This is a genomic window from Mesorhizobium sp. KR2-14 (assembly GCF_040049255.1).
In the GTDB taxonomy this organism is placed as follows: Bacteria; Pseudomonadota; Alphaproteobacteria; order Rhizobiales; family Rhizobiaceae; genus Pseudaminobacter.
Genome location: NZ_JBDZDR010000002.1, coordinates 444,662 through 465,099 on the forward strand (window position 1 = coordinate 444,662; position 20,438 = coordinate 465,099).

The window sequence follows — 20,438 nt, forward strand, 5'->3', positions numbered from 1 at the left end:
GCGGCCGATGAGCTACAAAGTTGCCATCATCGGCCGGCCTAACGTCGGCAAGTCCACGCTTTTCAATCGCCTGGTCGGAAAGAAGCTGGCGCTGGTCGACGACACGCCGGGCGTGACCCGTGACCGCCGCACCCACGCTGCCAAGCTCTACGACCTCAATTTCGAGGTCATCGACACGGCCGGCTTCGAGACCGCCCCGGCAGCCACGCTGCAGGGCCGCATGCGGGCGCAGACCGAAATCGCGATCGAAGAGGCCGATCTCGTCTTCTTCGTGGTCGATGCGAAGTCGGGCCTGATGCCCGACGACAAGGCCTTCGCCGACATCGTGCGCCGCTCTGGCAAGCCCGTGGTGCTCGTGGCCAACAAGGCCGAGGCGCGCGGTGCCCAGGGTGGCATGCTGGAGGCGTGGGAAGTGGGTCTTGGCGAACCCATCCCGATTTCGGCCGAGCATGGCCAGGGCCTGCCGGACCTTCGCGACGCCGTCATCGAGGCGCTGGGCGAGGCCCGCGCCTTCGGCGAGGACGAGGAAGAAGACGGCGAGCTTCCCTTGGCCGAAGTGCTGGTCGGTGAGGACATCGCCGATCCCGATGCCGAACCGGCCTATGACGATACCAAGCCGATGCGTATCGCCGTTGTCGGACGACCCAATGCCGGCAAGTCGACGATGATCAACGCGCTGATCGACGAGGAGCGCCTGCTCACCGGGCCCGAGGCCGGCATCACGCGCGATTCGATCTCGGTGGACTGGGAGTGGCGCGGTCGCCAGATCCGGCTTTTCGACACCGCCGGCATGCGGCGCAAGGCCAAGGTGCAGGAAAAGCTCGAGAAGCTGTCGGTTGCCGACGGCCTGCGCGCGATTCGCTTCGCCGAGATCGTGGTCGTCGTCTTCGACGCGACGATCCCCTTCGAGAAGCAGGATCTGCAGATCGCGGATCTCATCATCCGCGAGGGCAGGGGGCTGGTGCTGGCCTTCAACAAGTGGGACCTCATCGAGAACCCGCAGGAGACCCTGGCCGAGCTGCGCGAGAAGACCGCGCGACTGCTTCCCCAGGTCCGCGGGCTTCTGGCCGTTCCTGTTTCCGCGGAAACGGGGCGCGGCCTCGACAAGCTGATGGACGCGGTGCTGAAGACGCACCAGGTCTGGAACCGCCGCGTTTCGACCGGGCGGCTCAACCGGTGGCTAGAAGGCATTCTTGCCCACCATCCGCCTCCGGCCGTTGCGGGACGCCGCCTCAAGATCAAGTACATTACCCAGGTCAAGGCCCGGCCGCCGGGCTTCGTGCTGTCATGCACCCGGCCCGAGGCGATGCCGCAATCCTATGTGCGGTACCTGGTCAACAATCTGCGCGATTCCTTCGACATGCCGGGCGTGCCGATCCGCATGGTCCTGCGCGCCCCCGAAAATCCGTTCGCCGGCCGCGCCAGCAAGCGCAGCTAGGCCGACTTACAGCGGGCCGGCATCCGGCCCGTTCCCCATTTTCAGATATTTTACTGTTGCGACTTGTCGCGGCATCGCGCGCGGCTGGGTTGGGCAATCCTGGCCGGCGCGCGCCGTGGCTCCCGCGTTAACAATCCATCAAGGTTAATGCATCATTTTTTCTCTCCAGAGGGTACCTGTTGCGTTCTGGAGAGTTTCTGTGCATCGACGTCTATCGACGCTGCAACCGGCCATCGCCGGCCGGAGAGAGCGTTCGTTTCTTCCCACGCTGATGATCGGACTGGGCATCTGGATCGGCTTTCCGACCACGACGGCCTATCAGGACATGGCCAGCCTGGTCTCGGGAACCGAGGCGCCGGGGGCGCGCTGGAACTCCTTTATCCAGAATTCGGTGGCCGGCTCGACGCACTCGGTCGAGATGCCCTTTGCCGATGGCGATATCGTGACTGGTGCCATCTCCGGCGCGGGCATGACGGCGCCCGGCCTGGGTAAGGTTGCGTTCCGCGGCAAGGCTGCGGCGGCAAACGAGGTTCCCGACGAAGAGCGCATCAACCGCCGCGACAAGAAGGGTCGTATCGTTGACGTGACGCCCGCAGCGCCGCCCAAGGCCTTCAATGCGGGCTCGGTGCTTCGCCGCACCAGCGCCATCACGCGGCCGGTGCTCGAAGGCGGTCCGAAAATGGCGTTCGTCAGGCCGCCGATCAAAGGCAAGGAAGTGGCGATTGCCATGGCATTCCACGCCAAGGAAGAAAAGAAGAAGCCGGTCGGCGTGCCGACCATGCTCGCCAGCCTGGTCAACAACGATACGCCCGACATTCTGGCCACCGCCTATGCGCCGGCGGAACCGGACTACGCCAAGACCTCGCCATTCGCGAGCCTTCTCAAGGATCCAGACCCGAAGGCCGGGCGCTTCATTCCGCCGCTCGCCGAAGGCGATCACGACTGGATGCGCAATCCGCTGCCGGCGAGCGTGTTCAGCAAGGCCGAGCAGAAGTGCCTTGCAACCGCCATCTATTTCGAGGCCCAGGGCGAGAGCGCGAAAGGCCAGGCTGCGGTGGCGCAGGTCATCCTCAACCGGGTGCGCAACCCCGCCTATCCGAGTACGATCTGCGGTGTCGTCTACCAGAACGACAATTGGCTCAACCGCTGCCAATTTTCCTTTGCGTGCGACGGTCGCAAGAAGGTCGTGACAAGCCCCAGGCACTACAAGACTGCCGAGGAGATCGCGATGGCGGTCACCGCCGGGAAGATCTTCATTCCTGAGGTAGCGTCCTCCACCCACTACTACGCCGCCTATGTGAGCCCCGGCTGGGCGCGCACCATGCAGAAGATGAAGAGAATCGGTCTTCACATCTTCTACCGCACCTATGGCGGCGGCTGGATCTGAACCCCGCCATAGCCCTGCCGTGCTTTTCCAACCGCGGGCTATTGGACCGAATTTGACAAGGATTCGGGTGTAACGGCGGGGCGCTGCCCGCGGGCAGGTTGTCGCAGTTGGCCAACTCTTTGATTTTACGGCCCAAAATACATGGGAGGTGCCTCCACTCCCTGGCTTGACGCAGATGGGCTGCCTAACTATGTTGCCGGCGACTTTGAAGCGGATGAGCAGCGAAGCTTCATCCGGGCTAGGAGGTTGCGATGGCCAACAATAGCGGGCCAGACGAAACCGGAAGAACCGGGCCTGGTGATGAGGGTAAGCCGCAGATCCGTGACGATGACCTTGAGCGCCGCCGGCGCCAGCTTGCCGAAACGCTTGCGGCAAGACGGAAAGGCGAAAGCGAAAGGGAACAGGCGGCAAAGTCGGGCGGTAATGCCGGCTACGGTGAAGCTCTGAAGCTGTCCAGCGAGTTTGTCGCAGGTGTGGCGGTCGGGGCGATCATCGGGTGGCTGGTCGACCGTCTGGCGGGAGTTTCGCCGTGGGGCTTGATTGTCTTCTTGCTCCTCGGTTTCGGCGCCGGTGTCCTGAACGTGTTGCGCTCTTCGGGGGTCATTGCCGAAGCAGGTCTCAAGGGGTCCGGTAAGGGCACCAAGGATCTGGAAGACTGATCAACTGTGCCCACGGGCGCATTCTTTCGTAAGGGGGCCGCGTGTCCAACGATCCGATCCATCAGTTTCATATCTCGAAGTTGATTCCGATCGAGGTCGGCGGATATGACTTCTCCTTCACCAACTCCTCCGCATTCATGGTGGCGACTGTCGTCGCCGCTGGCGCGTTCCTGTTTCTGACGACCACCAGCCGTGGCCTGATCCCGAGCCGGATGCAGTCGATTTCGGAACTTTCCTACGAGTTCGTGGCCTCGATGCTGAGGGATGCGGCCGGGTCGCAAGGGATGAGGTTTTTCCCCCTTGTCTTTTCGCTGTTCATGTTCGTTCTGGTTGCGAACCTGCTGGGGCTGTTCCCCTACTTCTTCACCGTCACCAGCCACATCATCGTCACCTTCGCGCTGGCGCTACTCGTGATAGGCACGGTCGTTGTCTACGGCTTTGCCAAGCATGGTTTCGGGTTCCTGAAGCTTTTCGTCCCGAGCGGCATTCCCGCGATTCTCGTACCGCTCGTGGTGGTGATCGAGATCATTTCGTTCCTTTCCCGTCCGGTCAGCCTCTCGGTCCGTCTCTTCGCCAACATGCTTGCAGGCCACATCACGCTGAAGGTCTTCGCCGGCTTCGTGACCTCTCTCAGCGCGCTGGGCGCCGTCGGGATCGCCGGTTCCATCCTGCCGCTGATGATGACGGTCGCGATCACCGCGCTGGAATTCCTGGTGGCGTTCCTCCAGGCCTACGTCTTCGCCGTGCTGACCTGCATGTACCTCAACGACGCGGTACATCCGGGCCACTGACAGTCAACCAGGCGCCAGAAACGGCGTCGCGGAAAACAAGATCACCACAGTTCCACCAAGGAGTTTGAAAATGGAAGCAGAAGCAGCAAAGTACATCGGCGCCGGTCTGGCTTGTTTCGGTATGGCCGGAACCGCCCTCGGTCTCGGCAACATCTTCGGCAACTACCTGTCGGGCGCCCTGCGCAACCCGTCGGCTGCCGATGGCCAGTTCGGCCGCCTGGTGTTCGGCTTCGCCGTTACGGAAGCTCTGGGCATCTTCTCGCTTCTCATCGCCCTTCTTCTGCTCTTCGCCTAAGAGCGTCGAGCAAGAGCGATATCGCCGGCCACGCTTTCGTGGCCGGTTGGGTGAACAGGGGTAGCAGATGTTCGTGACACCGGCATTCGCGCAGGAAACCGCTCCGGCGGCGAATGAAACATTGTTGGAGCATGCGGAGACCGGCGGAAATTTCCCGCCGTTTGATCCCACGCATTTTCCGTCGCAGATCCTGTGGCTCGCGATTACGTTCGGCCTCTTCTACCTCTTTCTGCAGAAGGTGGTGCTGCCGCGCGTCGGTGGCATCCTGGAAGTTCGGCGCGATCGTATTGCGCAGGACCTTGACCAGGCCGCCCTCATGAAAAGCGAGGCGGATGCAGCCGTCGCTGCTTACGAGCAGGAGCTTGCCGAAGCCAAGGCCAAGGCCAACGCGATTGGCCAGGAAGCGCGCGACAACGCCAAGGCCGATGCCGAAAGCGAACGCAAGAAGATCGAAGCCGATCTCGAGCGCAAGCTGGGCGAAGCCGAAGCCCGCATCGCCGGCATCAAGTCCGCAGCGATGAAGGAAGTGGGCGGCATCGCGGAAGAGACCACCGCCGCGATCGTTCAGGAACTGGTTGGCGCCAAGGTCGACAAGGCCGACGTGGCGGCGGCCGTCAAGGCGGCGCAGGAGTAATAGGCCATGGATGCTACATTCTGGGCCACCGTCGCCCTGTTCATATTTTTGGCCGTTATCCTCTACGTGAAGGTTCCGGCGATGATCTCCAAGTCGCTCGACGCGCGTGCGGACCGCATTCGCAACGAGCTGGAGGACGCGCGCCGGCTGCGCGAGGAAGCTCAGCAGCTGCTCGCCGAATTCCAGCGCAAGCGCAAGGAAGCCGAGAAGGACGCTGCCGACATCGTCGAAGCGGCCAAGCACGAAGCCGAATTGCTGGTCTCCGAGGCTCGCAAGAAGACCGAGGAATATGTTTCGCGCCGGGCCGCAATGGCTGAGCAGAAGATCGGCCAGGCCGAGCGCGATGCGGTCAACGAGGTTCGGGCGAGCGCCGTGGACCTGGCCGTCGAGGCGGCGCGTGTGGTTCTCGCCGGCAAGGTCGATGCCAAGGCCGGAGCCGATCTGTTCAAGGCTTCCTTGAACGAGGTCAAGTCGAAGCTCAACTGAGTCAGGCTTGAACAAGCTTTCTGAAGCCGCCGGCACCACCGGCGGCTTTTTTATTGGAGCCGATTTCGCGCGGCGTGAAGCCACGCCGCACCTTGAAAAATGTCGCGAGTGTCAGAAAACCGAGGCGTCTTCGAGGTCGGCGACCATCGCTTCATCGCCTTGCACGCGGAACGGCGCGAAGGAGATGCGATGCCAGCGGGCGACCGCGCCATGGGCGGTGATCGCGGTGCGGTGGCGCACCGTGGCGTAGCCCATGTGGACCTCGAAGCCATAGCGAGCATCCATCAAGCCGCAGCCGGTCATCATGCGGTCGCGCATCACCTTGGCGACTATTGAGGCGGCGGCGATGGACTGGGAGCGGCGATCGCCCTTGACCAGTGCTTCGCCGGGGCAGGGGAGGCCGGGCGGCACGTCGCGACCGTCGGCTAGCGCGAGCTTTGGCGCCAGCGGCAGGCCGCATAGGGCGCGGCGCATCGCCTCCAGGCTCGCCTTGAGAATGTTGCTGCTGTCGATGCTTTCAGCACAGACCGAGGCCATGGAAACCCCGAGCGACGTGGCAAGAATTGTCGAAAACAGCTCCTCGCGCTGGGCGAGGGTAAGGCGCTTGGAATCGTCGAGGCCGTCTGGAATGCGCGCCGGATCGAGCACCACGGCGGCTGCCACGACCGGACCGGCAAGCGGTCCGCGTCCTGCCTCGTCCAAACCCGCCACAGGCCATTGGCCGCGCGCGATGGCGCGACTTTCGACGGAGAAATCGGGACGATCGACGATTTCGAAGAGGGGCGGAGAATCGGGACGCTGGCGAGCCATGGTGCGGCGATGCTCGCATCCGGCCCGATTCTCCGCAAGTCCTTCCGGGTTCGGGGCGGAAGCCGGGAAGGACACCGTCGGCAGTTGGGTCAGGCCGAACGGGATGCACTGCCGGAAGGGCCGCTGCAGCGGCCCGCCGGCCTGGTCAGAACAGCATGAGCTGCTCGTACTGCTTTTCACCGGCCACGAAGAGGTCTGTCCGAAGCTGGGTCTTCCGAAGGTTCAGGCCGAGCCTGCGCGCGGTTATCTCGAAGCGCCGCCCGATCTGCCAGGCATAGGGGCCAGTGCCCTTCATGCGCTTGCCCCATTCGGCGTCGTAATCCTTGCCGTCGCGCATCGAGCGGATCAGCGACATGACGTGGCGGTAGCGGTCGGGATAGTGGCGCAGCAGCCAGTCCTTGAAGATCGGGCTGACTTCCAGCGGAAGGCGCAGGATGACATAGCCCGCCTCGCGCGCCCCGGCCGCATACGCCGAATCCAGAATGCGTTCGATCTCCGGGTCGGTGAGGCCCGGAACGATCGGCGCCACCATGACGCCGACCGGAATGCCGGCATCGCTGAGCTGGCGGATCGCTTCCAGCCTGCGGGTAGGGGTGGCTGCGCGCGGCTCCATGGTACGGGCGATCACGCGGTCGAGCGTCGTCACCGAAAGCGCCACCTTGGCGAGACCCTGCTCGGCCATGCGCGACAGGATATCAATGTCGCGCACGACCAGCGCCGACTTGGTAACGATGCCGACCGGATGCTTGCGCGCCTCGAGAACCTCGAGGATCTCGCGCATGATGCGCCATTGCTTCTCGATCGGCTGGTAGGGATCGGTATTGGTGCCGATGGCGATGGTGCGCGGCTGATAGCCAGGCTTCGACAGTTCCTTGTCGAGAAGCTTCGCCGCATCGGGCTTGGCGAACAGCTTCGACTCGAAATCAAGCCCCGGCGACATGCCCATATAGCTGTGGGTGGGCCGCGCGAAACAGTAGACGCAGCCATGCTCGCAGCCGCGATAGGGATTTATCGAGCGGTCGAAGGAAATGTCGGGCGAGCTGTTGCGGGTGATGATGGTGCGCGGCCGTTCGGTCTGCACCTCGGTCTTGAACGGGGGCAATTCTTCGATGGTGTCCCAGCCGTCGTCGAAGACGTGGCGGGTCACCGGTTCGAAGCGGCCGGTTGGATTGATGCCGGCGGCGCGGCCGCGTCGACGCTCGGCGTTGATGCGGATGCCGCTATCCTCGATCACCGCATTGGCCATCGCGGAACCTCCGTCCCTGAAAGCCGCAGCATCAGCGCGCGCGATCGGTTCCATTCCGCTCGTCTCCAGAGGTGGCCGGCGACTCTTGCCGTTCATGAAACTATTCCTATTACCGGAAAGAGAACAAAGCAAGAACTTTTTGAGCGATAGCTTCCTGCGCCGCAGCGGCAGCTTTGGCCGACCGGCATGGGTCCCCGGGACCTGCGCACTTCGCTATCGTTCGTGCTTCGGCCCGAGGATGACGAGGTGGGGCGGGCGGCGCCAATCGCTAGCGTCGAGGGCGACGGTATAAGGCAATGGCAATTGGGCGCGGTTTGGGATAGGCGAGGGCGATGCTGAGCGTCCTGATCGAAACCAGGAACAATGAGGAAGCGCTTGCGCGCACGCTGTCGTCGCTGGTCGGCGCGGCCGTGGTGGGCATGGTGCGCGAGGTGATTGTCTGCGACCTCGGGTCAACCGACCAGACGCGGCAGGTGGCGGAGCAGACCGGCTGCCATTTTCTTGCCGAAGGCGGCATCGCCGCTGGCATCGTGCAGGCAAAAAGCGATTGGCTGCTGCTGCTGGAGCCCGGCGCGCGGCTGGTGGACGGCTGGACCGAGGCGGTCGAGCATCACATGGAAATGATGGCGATGCCGGCACGGTTCGCGCGTTCGCCTGCCGACAGGTTGCCCCTGTTCAGAAAACTGTTTGCGCGCGAGCGAGCGCTGACGGAGGGACTGCTGATCCGCAAGGCGCAGGCGCATCCGCTCTCACGCCGGGCCACGACATCCGAGGCGCTGGCGCGCGGCCTGGCCACGAAGCGCCTTCGGGCAGAGATCCGCGTGGCGATGCCGGTTTGAAGGACGGCCGGCTCAGGCCGACTTGCCGCCGCGCTTCAGGTGCTCGTCCAGGCGCGGCATGATCTCCACGAAATTGCAGGGCATGTGGCGGTAGTCGAGCTGCGGCCTGAGGATGCCGTCCCAGGCGTCCTTGCAGGCGCCGGGCGAACCCGGCAGCACGAAGACGAAGGTGGCGTTGACCACGCCGCCGGTGGCGCGCGACTGCACGGTGGAGGTGCCGATCTTGTCGTAGGAGATGCGGTGGAACACTTCCGAAAAGCCGTCCATGCGCTTTTCGAAGATCGGCTCCAGCGCCTCCGGCGTCACGTCGCGGCCGGTGAAGCCTGTGCCGCCGGTGGTGATGACCACGTCGACGTTCTTGTCCCGCGACCAGTTTAGGACCCGCTCGCGGATCTCTTCCTTGTCGTCATGGACGATGTCGCGCGCGGCCAGCACGTGGCCGGCCTCGGTGATGCGGTCGGCCAACGCCTGCCCCGACTTGTCGTCGGCCGGCGTGCGGCTGTCGGAAACCGTGAGTACGGCGATGCGGACCGGGATGAAGGAGCGCGTCTCGTCGGCCATTCTTTGTCACCTCATGCTCTTGGTCGCCGCGACGAACCAGCCGGGACGGCGGGCGCGGATCGCCTCTGCCGCGTCGGCGGCGGCGGGGTCAGTCTCGAACAGGCCGAAGCAGGTCGCGCCCGAGCCAGACATGCGGGCAAAGGGCGCGCCCGTGCCCTTAAGCGCATCAAGCGCGTCGGCGATTGCCGGCGCAAGGGTCTTGGCGGGGTTTTCCAGATCGTTGCGCGTGGCGCGCAGCCATTCCAGCACCGAGCCGGTGTCGAGGCGGCCGGGCAGGGGCGGCAGCGGCGGGTTTTCGCGGCTCGCCAGCGCACGGAAGACATCGGGCGTGGAGACGCCGACGCCGGGATTGACCAGCACCAGCGGCAGAGGCGGAAGGCCAGCCACCGGTTGCAGATGCTCGCCTATGCCGTGCGCCACCAGCGGCCGGGCGGCAAGGCACATGGGCACGTCGGCGCCGAGCTTCAAGCCGAGCGCGGCAAGGTCGGCTGCGATACCCCAGTGGCGCGCCAGCGCGCGCAGGGCGGCCGCAGCATCGCTGGAGCCGCCGCCGATGCCGGAGGCGACGGGAAGGTTCTTTTCGAGGGAAATCGCCACCGGCGCGGCCGAGGCCGGGGCCAGCGCGCGCAGTGCATCGCGGGCGCGGATGACGAGGTTGCCGGCGTCCAGCGGGACTTGCGCGGCGAAGGGGCCGGTGACGGAGAAGGCGTCCTCCGTGGCCGGGCTCACGGTCAGGTGGTCGCCGAATTCGGTGAAGACGGCAAGGCTTTCGAGCAGATGATAGCCGTCGGCCCGCTGGCCGGTGACATGTAGCGCGAGATTGATCTTCGCCGGCGCATGTTCGGCGGGAGCGGGAGCATGCACGGCGTTTCGATCAGTCCTTGGCGAGCCGGTATTCGCCGGTCTTGGGATCCTTGACCAGCGTGCCCATGGTGCCGTTGGCGGCCTGCCGCTCGGCGCGGCGGATCTTCGCCGTCACGCGTTCGGCTTCCCGGACGAAGTGGCGGTAGCCCCAATAGGCGACCAGGCCGACGAGCGCAAAGAAGATCAGCTGTGGCATTGTTCCTGTTCTCCCCATGTTGGGGCTGCCGCCTCAAGGGCGGGTTGCCCCCACATCATAGGCAACTTGCCGGCGCTTTTCAAAGTCCAAAGCGCGCCCAGAGCGAGCGTTCCTCGGCAGCCTCGAGCAGGCCTCCGGCGGCTGCCGCGGCAATGTCGCCGGCGGAAAAGCCCAGTCGCGAGCCGAAGATTCCGAGCCGGCGCCCGAACAGTCCGCGCGGCGGCGTGACCAGGTAGAGCCGCGCCTTTTCGCCGAAGCGCTGCTTCAGCACCGAGCGCATGTCGCCGAGGCCGTCTACCAGGCCAAGTTCGAGGCCGCGCTTGCCGCTCCAGAACAGGCCGCTGAACAGGTCGGGGTCGTCGTTCAGCTTCGCGCCGCGCCGCTCCCTGACCAGGTCGATGAAGGTGCCGTGGACCTCGAGCTGCAGCGCCTTCAGCCGCTCGATGTCTTCCTGCTTCTCCGGCTTGAACGGGTCGAGCACGGCCTTGTTCTCGCCGGCGGTGTAGACGCGGCGCTCGACGCCGATCTTCTTCATCAGCTCGGGGAAACCGAAGGAGGCCGAGACGACGCCGATCGAGCCGACGATGGAGGAGGGGTCGGCGATGATTTCGTCGCCAGCCACCGCGATCATGTAGCCGCCGGAGGCCGCCACATCCTCGACAAACACCAGCACCTGCTTCTTCTTCTCTGCGGCGAGGTCGCGAATGCGCTTGTAGATCAGGCGCGACTGCACCGGCGAGCCGCCGGGAGAGTTGATCGAAATTGCGATGGCAGGCGCGTCGTCGAAGGCGAAGGCCTTCTCGATCACGCTTGCGGTGCTGGCCAGCGACAGGGTTTGGCGGAACTGGCCGCTGCCCGACATGATCGCGCCATGGAGCCTGACGACAGGGATCGTCACCGTCTCCGAGCGCATTGATTTTGGCAGAAGGCGGTTGAGCAGTCGTCTCACAGAATGGGTCTCCGGTCGCGGTTGCTTCGCATGTAGGCATTTCGCTCCGGACCGCAAGGCGCCGGAAAAAGTCAGTCGCCGAAAAGCGATGCGCGCCCGTTGCTGACCGCGTCGGCGCGGGGCGAGAGCTTGTGGCCGTGCTCATGAAGGACCAGCGGCGGGCAAAGCGCAAGCGCCCCGCGCGCGGCGCGGCGGGCGCGTAGCACGATGCGGATGGCGGCGTCATCAGCGCGCGGATGGATGGGCATGATCTCGGCCGAGCCGAAGCGGCCGCAAAGTGCTGCCAGGATCTGCGGCAGCGACTGCGGCCGGGCAATCAGCGCCAGACCGCCGCGCGGGCGCACCACGGCGGCCGCGCTACGCAGCCACCGCTCGAACAGACCGTCCTCCATCACATGCGCCTGGCGGCGCAATTCGTCGGGCGTGGCACGGTCGCGCGACAGGTTGAAGGGCGGGTTCATGATGACGAAGTCGCAGGAATTATCGCTCAGCCCGGCAGCGGCGCGCGCCTTGCCGGCAAGCATCACGTCGGCTTCCAGCAGCGAGACGCGGGCCTTGAGATGTGCGTTGCCTTCATGTGCGAGGGTCAAGCGGGCGAAATCGGCCATTTCCGGCGATTGCTCGACAAGCGTCACCGTCGCATGCGGGCAGCGCGAGGCAACTGCCAGTCCGGCCGCGCCGGCACCGGCGCCGAAATCGGCCAGATGGCCGCGGAAGTCGGAGGGCACGGCGGCAGCCAGCATCAGCGCGTCCATGCCGGCACGGTGGCCGGCATCGCGCGGCTGCACCAGCCAGAAATTGCCGCGGTGGAATGCGTCGGCTGTAACGGCGGCGCGCTCCGGCGCGGTTGTCGTCATGGGCGGTCCTGGCGGATTTCCTTGGCGAAGCCGGCGTCGATCAGCAGCCGCCGTGCCTCGGCCGCATCGTCTTCCGCCACCATGATGCGGCGCGGCAGCACGCCGATCGATCCATCCAGCACGCTCATGTTCTGGTCGGCGACCAGACAGTGGATTCCCGCATCGCGCAACAGCGATTCGATGAAGGAAATGACGACGGCGTCGTTGGTGCGGACAAGCTCGATCATGCGCGGGAGATTCGCAGGTTGCACGGCCGATGTAAACGGGCTGCCGGCAGGCAATCGCCCCGGCGTCGGCTCTGGCCATCGGGCGGCAGATGTTTTGCGCCGCGCCAATTCGCCTCTTGCCCATTTGGGGCTTGCCGACCTAAATCATGACACAGTTCGAAGGGCTCTGCCCGTTGCTTGGAGAGTTTATGGTGGGTGTCGTTCTCAACATCGGCGAGGGGAAGCGCGAGGCGGCGTCCATCAAGGAGCTGCTCGACCTGACTGCGGCCGACATGGCGCGCGTCAACAAGCTGATCCTTTCCAAGGCGGGCTCGGATGTCGAGATGATCCCCGAGGTTGCCAACCACCTCATCTCTTCCGGCGGCAAGCGGCTGCGGCCGATGCTGACCTTGGCCGCCGCCCAGATGTTCGGCTATTCGGGCGAAGGCCATATCCAGCTCGCCACCAGCGTGGAGTTCATGCACACCGCCACGCTGCTGCACGACGACGTGGTCGACGAGAGCGGCATGCGCCGCGGCAAGCAGACGGCGCGCACCATCTGGGGCAACCAGGCCAGCGTGCTGGTGGGCGATTTCCTGCTCGGCCAGGCGTTCCGCATGATGGTGGATGTCGGCTCGCTCGAAGCCCTGGAAATCCTGTCCACCGCCGCCACCGTCATCGCCGAAGGCGAGGTGATGCAGCTTGCGGCCGCCAAGAACCTTGAAACCACCGAAGACGAGCATTTCGCAGTCATCAAGGCAAAGACGGCGGCGCTGTTCTCGGCCGCGGCCGAAGTCGGGCCGGTGATTGCCGGCGCCGCAAAGCCGGCGCGGGCGGCGTTGCGCTCCTACGGCATGAATCTCGGCCTTGCCTTCCAGCTCATCGACGATGCGCTGGACTACAGCGGCGACAGCAGCAACCTGGGCAAGAATGTCGGCGACGATTTTCGCGAGGGCAAGGTGACACTTCCTGTCATTCTCGCCTATCGGCGCGGCACGGCGGCCGAGCGCGAATTCTGGAAGGGCGCCATCGAGGCCAACGCGACCGACGATGCCGCGCTGGAAAAGGCGATCGGCCTGATGACCCGCCACGGCGCCATTGCCGACACCATTGGCCGCGCGCGGCATTTCGGCGAGATCGCCCGCGACGCGCTGGCGCCGCTCGATGCCACGCCGCAGAAGGCGGCATTGATCGATGTCATCGATTTCTGCATCAGCCGCGTGGTATAAGCCTGTTGCTGCAATGCAACTGACCGGATTGTGAAGCGCGGCCGATTGAACCGCAATCGCAAAAAGGCCATGCTTTTGCGAAGTATCGCGCGAATGAGTCACGCCGCCGTGGCGCGGCAGGGCGGGAAGGACAAATATGCGGCGAATGAGCATGGGCTGGCTGGCGAGTGTTTCGGCGCTGGCGGGCCTGATGGTGATAGGGCAGCCGGTTCTGGCCAAGCAGACCGAGGAAACGGTCAGGATCAGCTCGCTTTCCGGCGCCTATCTCGCTGCGCGGGTGGCAGAGGTGGACAACGACCTCGACAGCGCCATCGCCTATTACAAGCGCGCCCTGGCCTTCGATACCGAGAACCAGGAACTGCAGCAGAACCTGATGCTGGCCCTGATCGCACAGGGGCGCTTCGACGAATCGCTGCCCTATGCCGAGAAGCTGAAGACGGTGCCGGATGTGGAGCGCTTCTCGCGGCTGGCGCTGGCGATCGACGCCATTCGCAAGCAGGACTACCGCGCATCCGAGAACTTTTTGAAACTCGTGGTCGAATCCGATCTCGACCGGCTGATCACGAGCATCATCACCGCCTGGTCGAAGGCGGGTGCCGGCGACACGAAGGACGCGCTGGCCTATCTCGACAAGCTCAAGGGACCGGAGTGGTACACGCTGTTCACCGCCTACCACCGGGCGCTGATTGCCGATGTGGCCGGCAAGTCGCAGGAAGCCGACAAGCTCTTCGCCACCACGCTGGATAACGTGGCAGCGGGCGGCGCGGCGCCCGAAACCTGGCTGCGGGCGGCCGAGGCCCATGCCAGCTCGCTTGCCCATCGCGGCGAGAAGAAGAGGGCTCTGGCCGTGCTGGACAAGGCCGATGCTTTCGCCAGTGGCCGCGTGCCGCTGATGGTGCTGCGCGAGAAGATCGAGAAGGGCGAACAGGTTGAGCCGTTGATCTCGACCCCGGCCGACGGCGCCAGCGAAATCCTGCTCGACCTGGCCTCGGCGCTCAACCGCGGCGGCGGAGAGCCTTTCGTGCGGCTCTATCTGCAATATGCGCTGGCGCTGAGGCACGACAGCGACGCGGCCCTGCTGCAGCTGGCCTCGGTTGCCGAGCAGCAGGAAAACCCGCAGGAGGCGATCGAGCTCTATAAGCGCGTGCCTGCCACTTCGCCGCTGAAGCGCGCGGCCGAATTGCAGCTTGGACTGAACCTGGCCGACCTCAAGGAGCACGACGAGGCCATTTCCCATCTCAAAGCGCTGCTGGAACAGGCGCCCGACGACACGCGCGCCTATCTGGCGCTGGGCAGTGTCTATGCCTCTACCGAGAATTTCCGTGCCGCAGCCGATGTCTATGACAGGGCTGTCGAGCGGCTGAAGAAGCCCGAAAAGAGCGACTGGAACATCTTCTACCAGCGCGGCATCGCCTATGAGCGACTGAAGGAATGGCCGAAGGCCGAGCCGAATTTCCGCGAGGCGCTGAAGCTGATGCCCGACCAGCCGCAGGTGCTGAACTATCTCGGCTACTCCTGGGTCGACATGAACACGAACCTGGACGAAGGCCTGGCGATGATCCGCAAGGCGGCCGACCTGCGCCCGAGCGACGGCTACATCATCGATTCGCTGGGCTGGGCCTATTATCGCCTCGGCCGCTTCGACGAAGCGGTGGTCGAACTCGAGCGCGCCGTCTCGCTCAAGCCCGAGGACCCGGTGCTGAACGACCATCTCGGCGATGCCTACTGGCGCGTGGGCCGCAAGCTGGAAGCCAGCTTCCAGTGGAGCCATTCGCGCGACATGAAGCCGGAGCCGGACCTGCTGGCCTCGGTGCAGAAGAAGCTCGCCGAGGGCCTGCCGCCGCTCGAGGGCAAGGCGGCCGCGCAGGCGCCTGCGCCCACGCCCGCCGCGCCCGAGGCGGAACCCGAGCCGGTCGCGCCGCAGCACGACAAGAAGGGCGAGCAGCCGCTGGGTGCGCCGGTGGAGAAGATTTCGGCCACGCCTGCCGCCTACAGGGTGCAGGCCGGGCAGTCGCTGTGGTCCATCGCCACCGACGTGCTCGGCGACGGCCACCGCTACCAGGAAATCCTCAACCTGAACCCGCAGCTGCGCGGCAACCCCGGCCGCATCATGCCGGGCCAGCAACTGATCATGCCCGGTTCGGGCGACTGATCCTGCGTTGAAAACTTGACGCTTCCGGCAGGCCGGAATAGGACGGGCCGTCTTTCGGCCCGTCTTTTTGAGGCTTTCCCGTGACCGCCAACTTACCTGCCCATATGCACCCCAGCCGCTCGTTCCAGGGGCTGATCCTGACCCTGCACGACTACTGGGCGAAATACGGTTGCGTCATCCTGCAGCCCTACGACATGGAGGTCGGCGCCGGTACGTTCCACCCGGCCACCACACTGCGCGCGCTGGGCCCCAAGGCCTGGAACGCAGCCTATGTGCAGCCTTCGCGCCGCCCCAAGGACGGCCGCTATGGCGAGAACCCGAACCGGCTGCAGCACTACTACCAGTACCAGGTTATCCTGAAGCCGAGCCCGCCCGACCTGCAGGAGCTCTATCTCGGCTCGCTGAGGGCGATCGGCATCGACCCGCTGGTGCACGACATCCGTTTCGTCGAGGACGACTGGGAAAGCCCGACGCTGGGCGCCTGGGGCCTGGGCTGGGAATGCTGGTGCGACGGCATGGAAGTGTCGCAGTTCACCTATTTCCAGCAGGTGTGCGGCATCGAATGCTCGCCTGTGGCCGGCGAGCTGACCTACGGGCTGGAGCGGCTGGCCATGTATGTGCAGGGCGTGGACAATGTCTACGACCTCAACTTCAACGGCCGCGAGGGCGACGAAAAGGTCACTTATGGCGAGGTCTTCCTGCAGGCCGAGCAGGAATATTCCCGCTACAATTTCGAGCACGCCAACACGGCGGTTCTGCTGAGGCACTTCGAGGAAGCCGAGGCCGAATGCGAGGCACTGCTGAAAGCCGGTGCGCCGGCTCCTGATGCGAATGTCCAGCTGCACAAGCTGGTGTTCCCGGCCTATGACCAGTGCATCAAGGCCAGCCATGTCTTCAACCTGCTCGACGCGCGCGGCGTGATCTCGGTCACCGAGCGGCAGAGCTACATCCTGCGCGTGCGCAACCTTTCGCGCCAGTGCGGGGAAGCGTTCCTTCAAACCGAGGCCGGCGGCTTCGCGATGACCGGCGAGGCTGCATAAATGCCCGATCTTCTGCTTGAACTGCGCTCCGAGGAAATCCCCGCCCGCATGCAGCGCAAGGCTGCCGGCGACCTGAGGAAGATGGTCACCGACGGCCTCGTGGAAGCGGGCCTGACCTATGAGGCGGCGCGCGAATATTGGACGCCGCGCCGGCTGACGCTCGACATTCGCGGCCTGACGCCGCGCTCGAAGGACGTGCACGAGGAAAAGAAGGGCCCCAGCACCAAGGCGCCGCAGCAGGCCATAGACGGCTTCCTGCGCTCGGCGGGCCTGACCGATATTTCCCAGGCGCATGTGCATACCGACCCCAAGAAGGGCGATTTCTACGTCGCGCATATCTCGAAGCCCGGCCGCGCGGCGGAAGAGATCATCGCCGAGCTGATGCCGGCCGTGATCCGTGCCTTCCCCTGGCCGAAGTCGATGCGCTGGGGCGCGGCCTCCGGGCCGAAGGGGCGGAGGTATAACGGCACGGAAGGCCGCGGCGGCGACACGCTGCGCTGGGTGCGCCCGCTGCAATCCATCGTGTGCACCTTCGGGCCTGAGACCGAGGAGCCCAAGGTGGTGGATTTCGAGATTGACGGCATTCGCGCCGGCAATGTCACCTACGGCCATCGCTTCCATGCGCCGGGCGCCATCACGGTGCGCCGCTTCGACGACTATGTGGCAAAGCTCGAGGGCGCCAAGGTGGTGCTCGACGCCGACCGCCGCAAGCAGATCATCCTTTCGGACGCCAAGAACCTGGCCTTCGCCAGCGGCCTCGACCTGGTCGAGGACGAGGCCCTGCTGGAAGAGGTTTCGGGCCTCGTTGAATGGCCGGTTGTGCTGATGGGCGAGTTCGAGCAGGACTTTTTGGCAATCCCGGCCGAGGTCATCCGGCTGACCATCCGCGCAAACCAGAAGTGCTTCGTCACGCGCCCGCATGGCGAGGCCGAAGGCCTCTCCAACCGCTTCGTCCTCATTTCCAATATCGAGGCGACGGACGGCGGCAAGGAGATCGCCCACGGCAACGGCAAGGTGGTGCGCGCGCGCCTTTCGGATGCGTTCTATTTCTGGAAGACCGACCAGCACGACCTGCCGGACCTTGGCGAGCTCAACACTTCGGCCGAGAAGTTCGGCCTCGACATGAAGAAGCCGCTCGACCAGCGCATGGCGCGGCTCGACCACCTCAACGTGACCTTCCATGCCAAGCTGGGCACGCAAGGCGAGCGCGTGGACCGGATCCGCAAGCTGGCGCGGGAGATCGCCCCGATCGTCGGCGCCGACCCCGACCTGGCCGAGCGCGCGGCGGTTCTGGCCAAGGCCGACCTGCAGACCGAGGTGGTGGGCGAGTTCCCCGAACTGCAGGGCGCCATGGGCCACAAATATGCGCTACTGCAGGGCGAGCATGCTTCGGTGGCCGCAGCCGTCGAGGAGCACTACAAGCCGCAGGGTCCGTCAGACCGCGTGCCCGCCGACCCGGTTTCGGTGGCCGTGGCATTGGCCGACAAGCTCGACACGCTGGTGGGTTTTTGGGCCATCGACGAAAAACCCACGGGCTCCAAGGACCCCTATGCGCTGCGCAGAGCGGCGCTGGGTGTGATCCGGTTGGTGCTGGAGAATGGGGTGCGGATGGAACTCTCGGACATCATGGAGTTCTGGCATTCGACGCTTAGTCCCGAAAACTCGGATAGCGCTGTACCTGTTTCCTTGACGGACATGCGGCCTGCTCGGGACGTAGATCTCCTCTCGTTCTTCCACGACCGCCTGAAAGTCTATCTGCGCGATCAGGGCGCCCGCTACGATCTCATCGACGCCGTGCTGGCGGCGGGTGAGGGAACGGCTTCCAACGACGACCTCTTGATGGTCGTGCGCCGCGTCGAGGCGCTCGGCACCTTCCTCGACACCGAGGACGGCAAGAACCTGCTGGCGGGAACCAAGCGCGCGGCCAACATTCTTGCGGCGGAAGAGAAGAAGGGCACGCGCATCGCGGAAGCCGTCGATGCTTCGCTGTTCCGCGAGGACGAGGAGCAGGCTCTGTTCGCGGCGATCAATCAGGCCGAGAAGGACGCGGCGCAGGCGATCCAGAACGAGGATTTTTCGGCCGCCATGCGGGCGCTGAGCGCGCTGCGTGCGCCGGTCGATTCCTTCTTCGACGACGTGCTGGTCAACGACGAGAACCTCGACGTGCGCGCCAACCGCCTCGCCCTCTTGTCGCGCATCCGCGCCGCCACCGGCGAGGTTGCGGATTTTTCGAAGATCGCGGGCTGACGCGTTTCCGGGTGCGGCGGCCTGAAGCCGGACCTGCCTCGGACTGCCGGTGGCGAGTCCGACGCCCCGGAGCTTCGCATTTCGCTGCGCTCGTTCCGCAGTCCGAGGAAGACGGGATGGAGTTTCCTTCAACGTCGGTGAGTTTGCGCGGGCCTCCCTCCCACCGTCATCCTCGCACCCCGAGCGCGAGCGATAGCGGAGCGAGGGGTTGCGGGGATCCATGCCTCGACGGTCCCATGGGCAAGCCTGTCCAAAGTTAACGCATCCGCGCCGCCACCGACGAGGTTGCGGATTTTTCGAAGATCGCCGGCTGACAGCCGCTATCGTGCTCGAGCCCAATCCTGCCTCGGACTGCCGGTGGCGAGTCCGAGGCCTGGGTCCCCGGAACCTCCGCACTTCGCTTCGCTCATGCTCCGGCCCGAGGACGACGGGTTGGGGCGGGTGGCCCTTAACCGTCACAGCAGCGCTCGTGCGAAACGGGCACGTCTCAGTCGAAAACGCACCGCGGCACTTGTCGCGGCCGGCCGCCCGCTATAGGCAGGCGGAGTTCAACATAGAGATCGTCGCACGTGGCCGAAATCCTCGAGGGCAGCAAGGCAATGGAGCGGGCGCTGGCGCTTCTGGCGGCCGGCGAACTCGTGGCCATACCCACCGAGACCGTCTACGGGCTGGCCGGCGACGCCACCAATGGCGAAGCCGTGGCGCGCATCTTCGAGGCCAAGGGCCGGCCGCGCTTCAACCCGCTGATCGCGCATGTCGCCTCCATGGCCATGGCCGAGACGATCGCCGAATTCGACCCGATGTCGCGCCGGCTGGCCGAAGCCTTCTGGCCGGGGCCGCTGACGCTGGTGCTGCCGCACCGCGCCGGCAGCGGCCTGCATCCGCTGGTGACGGCCGGGCTGGGCACGATTGCGCTGCGCATGCCGAAGGGTTTTGGCTCCGAGCTCATCGCGGCGTTCGGCCGGCCGCTGGCCGCACCCAGCGCCAATTCCTCCGGCAAGATCAGCGGCACCACGGCCGAGGCGGTCGACGCCGATCTGGGCAGGCGCATCAAGCTGGTGGTGGATGGCGGGCCGACCCAGGTGGGGGTGGAATCGACCATCGTCAAGGTCGAGAATGGGGCCTTGCGCCTGCTGCGGCCCGGTGGCGTCCCGGCCGAGGAGATCGAGGCGGTGGCAGGGACAAAACTGCTGCGCAACAACGATGCGGGCATCGAGGCGCCGGGCATGATGCTGTCGCACTATGCGCCGGGGGCGGCGATGCGGCTGAATGCTTCCGCCGTCGAGCCGGGCGAGGCGCTGCTGGGTTTCGGGCCCAAGCGCGCGGACGGAGCGGAGGGGGCGGTGGCTTTTTTGAACCTTTCCGAGGCTGGCAGCCTGCGCGAGGCGGCCGCCAATCTGTTTACATACATGCAGGCGCTGGACCGTTCGGGCGCCAAGATCATCGCGGTGGAGCCGGTGCCGCATGAGGGGCTGGGCGAGGCGATCAACGACCGGCTTTCGCGCGCCGCCGCCCCGCGCGACAGTCTAGATTTCGAACCCAAGTAGCTGCC

At 65.3% G+C, this 20,438-nt stretch carries 21 protein-coding genes; 13 read left to right on the forward strand and 8 right to left on the reverse strand.

Translation table 11 applies throughout. The features are described from left to right. Nucleotides 1–7 precede the first annotated feature (7 nt). The 7 genes from der (at nucleotide 8) to ABLE86_RS06675 (ending at nucleotide 5,690) form a co-directional block, all read left to right on the forward strand. On the forward strand, nucleotides 8–1,438 hold the full coding sequence (gene der, locus ABLE86_RS06645; protein WP_348778142.1) for a ribosome biogenesis GTPase Der: 1,431 nt from the start codon (nucleotides 8–10) through the stop codon (nucleotides 1,436–1,438). Between the two features lie 199 nt (nucleotides 1,439–1,637). After that, the gene (locus ABLE86_RS06650) at nucleotides 1,638–2,825 is read left to right on the forward strand and encodes a cell wall hydrolase (protein ID WP_348778143.1); all 1,188 of its coding nucleotides are present in this window, start codon (nucleotides 1,638–1,640) and stop codon (nucleotides 2,823–2,825) included. Nucleotides 2,826–3,076: 251 nt separating this feature from the next. Then, a complete protein-coding gene (locus ABLE86_RS06655; RefSeq protein WP_348778144.1) occupies nucleotides 3,077–3,484 on the forward strand; it encodes an AtpZ/AtpI family protein in 408 nt (135 codons plus the stop codon). A gap of 41 nt (nucleotides 3,485–3,525) precedes the next feature. Further along, the gene (locus tag ABLE86_RS06660) at nucleotides 3,526–4,275 is read left to right on the forward strand and encodes a F0F1 ATP synthase subunit A (RefSeq protein ID WP_348778145.1); all 750 of its coding nucleotides are present in this window, start codon (nucleotides 3,526–3,528) and stop codon (nucleotides 4,273–4,275) included. A gap of 70 nt (nucleotides 4,276–4,345) precedes the next feature. After that, entirely contained in the window at nucleotides 4,346–4,570 is a 225-nt protein-coding gene (locus tag ABLE86_RS06665; protein WP_348778146.1) for a F0F1 ATP synthase subunit C, read from the forward strand. 67 nt (nucleotides 4,571–4,637) lie between these two features. After that, on the forward strand, nucleotides 4,638–5,204 hold the full coding sequence (locus tag ABLE86_RS06670; protein ID WP_348778147.1) for a F0F1 ATP synthase subunit B: 567 nt from the start codon (nucleotides 4,638–4,640) through the stop codon (nucleotides 5,202–5,204). A 6-nt stretch (nucleotides 5,205–5,210) separates the two neighbouring features. Beyond that, on the forward strand, nucleotides 5,211–5,690 hold the full coding sequence (locus ABLE86_RS06675) for a F0F1 ATP synthase subunit B (RefSeq protein WP_348778148.1): 480 nt from the start codon (nucleotides 5,211–5,213) through the stop codon (nucleotides 5,688–5,690). A gap of 111 nt (nucleotides 5,691–5,801) precedes the next feature. Here ABLE86_RS06675 and ABLE86_RS06680 read toward each other — a convergent pair whose 3' ends face one another. Together ABLE86_RS06680 and ABLE86_RS06685 are read right to left on the reverse strand one after the other, a co-directional pair. After that, entirely contained in the window at nucleotides 5,802–6,500 is a 699-nt protein-coding gene (locus ABLE86_RS06680) for a ribonuclease HII (protein WP_348778149.1), read from the reverse strand. Between the two features lie 145 nt (nucleotides 6,501–6,645). Beyond that, nucleotides 6,646–7,800: a PA0069 family radical SAM protein gene (locus ABLE86_RS06685; protein ID WP_348778150.1), complete on the reverse strand. Its 1,155-nt coding sequence runs from the start codon at nucleotides 7,798–7,800 to the stop codon at nucleotides 6,646–6,648. Between the two features lie 278 nt (nucleotides 7,801–8,078). Between ABLE86_RS06685 and ABLE86_RS06690 the strand changes: the two genes are divergently transcribed. Continuing rightward, on the forward strand, nucleotides 8,079–8,585 hold the full coding sequence (locus ABLE86_RS06690; protein WP_348778151.1) for a glycosyltransferase: 507 nt from the start codon (nucleotides 8,079–8,081) through the stop codon (nucleotides 8,583–8,585). 12 nt (nucleotides 8,586–8,597) lie between these two features. Here the strand turns inward: ABLE86_RS06690 and moaB are convergent, their stop codons facing one another. From moaB to ABLE86_RS06720, 6 genes are all read right to left on the reverse strand, one after another. Further along, entirely contained in the window at nucleotides 8,598–9,146 is a 549-nt protein-coding gene (gene moaB / locus ABLE86_RS06695; RefSeq protein WP_348778152.1) for a molybdenum cofactor biosynthesis protein B, read from the reverse strand. Between the two features lie 6 nt (nucleotides 9,147–9,152). Next, nucleotides 9,153–10,010, reverse strand: coding sequence for a 4-(cytidine 5'-diphospho)-2-C-methyl-D-erythritol kinase (locus ABLE86_RS06700; RefSeq protein ID WP_348778153.1), 858 nt, complete (start codon nucleotides 10,008–10,010; stop codon nucleotides 9,153–9,155). A gap of 10 nt (nucleotides 10,011–10,020) precedes the next feature. Then, entirely contained in the window at nucleotides 10,021–10,206 is a 186-nt protein-coding gene (locus ABLE86_RS06705) for a hypothetical protein (RefSeq protein WP_348778154.1), read from the reverse strand. Nucleotides 10,207–10,285: 79 nt separating this feature from the next. Further along, the gene (locus ABLE86_RS06710) at nucleotides 10,286–11,155 is read right to left on the reverse strand and encodes a S49 family peptidase (RefSeq protein WP_348778155.1); all 870 of its coding nucleotides are present in this window, start codon (nucleotides 11,153–11,155) and stop codon (nucleotides 10,286–10,288) included. 71 nt (nucleotides 11,156–11,226) lie between these two features. Beyond that, nucleotides 11,227–12,012 carry a methyltransferase gene (locus ABLE86_RS06715; protein WP_348778156.1) on the reverse strand — a complete coding sequence of 262 codons (786 nt, stop codon included), beginning with the start codon at nucleotides 12,010–12,012 and terminating at the stop codon, nucleotides 11,227–11,229. Further along, the gene (locus ABLE86_RS06720; RefSeq protein WP_348778157.1) at nucleotides 12,009–12,239 is read right to left on the reverse strand and encodes a DUF2007 domain-containing protein; all 231 of its coding nucleotides are present in this window, start codon (nucleotides 12,237–12,239) and stop codon (nucleotides 12,009–12,011) included. The genes ABLE86_RS06715 and ABLE86_RS06720 overlap by 4 nt, the downstream gene beginning before the upstream one ends. Before the next feature lie 191 nt (nucleotides 12,240–12,430). On the opposite strand from ABLE86_RS06720, the gene ABLE86_RS06725 reads away from it, so the two are divergent. The 5 genes from ABLE86_RS06725 to ABLE86_RS06745 all read left to right on the forward strand — a co-directional run bounded on the left by ABLE86_RS06725 (nucleotide 12,431) and on the right by ABLE86_RS06745 (nucleotide 20,433). Next, nucleotides 12,431–13,447, forward strand: a complete 1,017-nt coding sequence (locus ABLE86_RS06725; protein WP_348778584.1) for a polyprenyl synthetase family protein — start codon at nucleotides 12,431–12,433, stop codon at nucleotides 13,445–13,447. Between the two features lie 136 nt (nucleotides 13,448–13,583). Then, nucleotides 13,584–15,599 carry a tetratricopeptide repeat protein gene (locus ABLE86_RS06730; protein WP_348778158.1) on the forward strand — a complete coding sequence of 672 codons (2,016 nt, stop codon included), beginning with the start codon at nucleotides 13,584–13,586 and terminating at the stop codon, nucleotides 15,597–15,599. 104 nt (nucleotides 15,600–15,703) lie between these two features. After that, nucleotides 15,704–16,639, forward strand: coding sequence for a glycine--tRNA ligase subunit alpha (locus ABLE86_RS06735; protein ID WP_348778585.1), 936 nt, complete (start codon nucleotides 15,704–15,706; stop codon nucleotides 16,637–16,639). Continuing rightward, complete coding sequence (gene glyS / locus ABLE86_RS06740) at nucleotides 16,640–18,886, forward strand: glycine--tRNA ligase subunit beta (protein ID WP_348778159.1); 2,247 nt, start codon at nucleotides 16,640–16,642, stop codon at nucleotides 18,884–18,886. Between the two features lie 569 nt (nucleotides 18,887–19,455). Beyond that, complete coding sequence (locus ABLE86_RS06745; protein ID WP_348778160.1) at nucleotides 19,456–20,433, forward strand: L-threonylcarbamoyladenylate synthase; 978 nt, start codon at nucleotides 19,456–19,458, stop codon at nucleotides 20,431–20,433. Nucleotides 20,434–20,438: the final 5 nt, after the last annotated feature.

Excerpts from the sequence above, each read along its gene's own strand:
- der (WP_348778142.1), top strand. The coding sequence starts at position 8 with ATGAGCTACAAAGTTGCCATCATCGGCCGGCCTAACGTCGGCAAGTCC.
- ABLE86_RS06655 (WP_348778144.1), top strand. The coding sequence starts at position 3,077 with ATGGCCAACAATAGCGGGCCAGACGAAACCGGAAGAACCGGGCCTGGT.
- ABLE86_RS06665 (WP_348778146.1), top strand. The coding sequence starts at position 4,346 with ATGGAAGCAGAAGCAGCAAAGTACATCGGCGCCGGTCTGGCTTGTTTC.
- ABLE86_RS06670 (WP_348778147.1), top strand. The coding sequence starts at position 4,638 with ATGTTCGTGACACCGGCATTCGCGCAGGAAACCGCTCCGGCGGCGAAT.
- ABLE86_RS06675 (WP_348778148.1), top strand. The coding sequence starts at position 5,211 with ATGGATGCTACATTCTGGGCCACCGTCGCCCTGTTCATATTTTTGGCC.
- ABLE86_RS06680 (WP_348778149.1), bottom strand. The coding sequence starts at position 6,500 with ATGGCTCGCCAGCGTCCCGATTCTCCGCCCCTCTTCGAAATCGTCGAT.
- ABLE86_RS06685 (WP_348778150.1), bottom strand. The coding sequence starts at position 7,800 with ATGGAACCGATCGCGCGCGCTGATGCTGCGGCTTTCAGGGACGGAGGT.
- ABLE86_RS06690 (WP_348778151.1), top strand. The coding sequence starts at position 8,079 with ATGCTGAGCGTCCTGATCGAAACCAGGAACAATGAGGAAGCGCTTGCG.
- moaB (WP_348778152.1), bottom strand. The coding sequence starts at position 9,146 with ATGGCCGACGAGACGCGCTCCTTCATCCCGGTCCGCATCGCCGTACTC.
- ABLE86_RS06705 (WP_348778154.1), bottom strand. The coding sequence starts at position 10,206 with ATGCCACAGCTGATCTTCTTTGCGCTCGTCGGCCTGGTCGCCTATTGG.
- ABLE86_RS06715 (WP_348778156.1), bottom strand. The coding sequence starts at position 12,012 with ATGACGACAACCGCGCCGGAGCGCGCCGCCGTTACAGCCGACGCATTC.
- ABLE86_RS06720 (WP_348778157.1), bottom strand. The coding sequence starts at position 12,239 with ATGATCGAGCTTGTCCGCACCAACGACGCCGTCGTCATTTCCTTCATC.
- ABLE86_RS06730 (WP_348778158.1), top strand. The coding sequence starts at position 13,584 with ATGCGGCGAATGAGCATGGGCTGGCTGGCGAGTGTTTCGGCGCTGGCG.
- ABLE86_RS06735 (WP_348778585.1), top strand. The coding sequence starts at position 15,704 with ATGCACCCCAGCCGCTCGTTCCAGGGGCTGATCCTGACCCTGCACGAC.
- glyS (WP_348778159.1), top strand. The coding sequence starts at position 16,640 with ATGCCCGATCTTCTGCTTGAACTGCGCTCCGAGGAAATCCCCGCCCGC.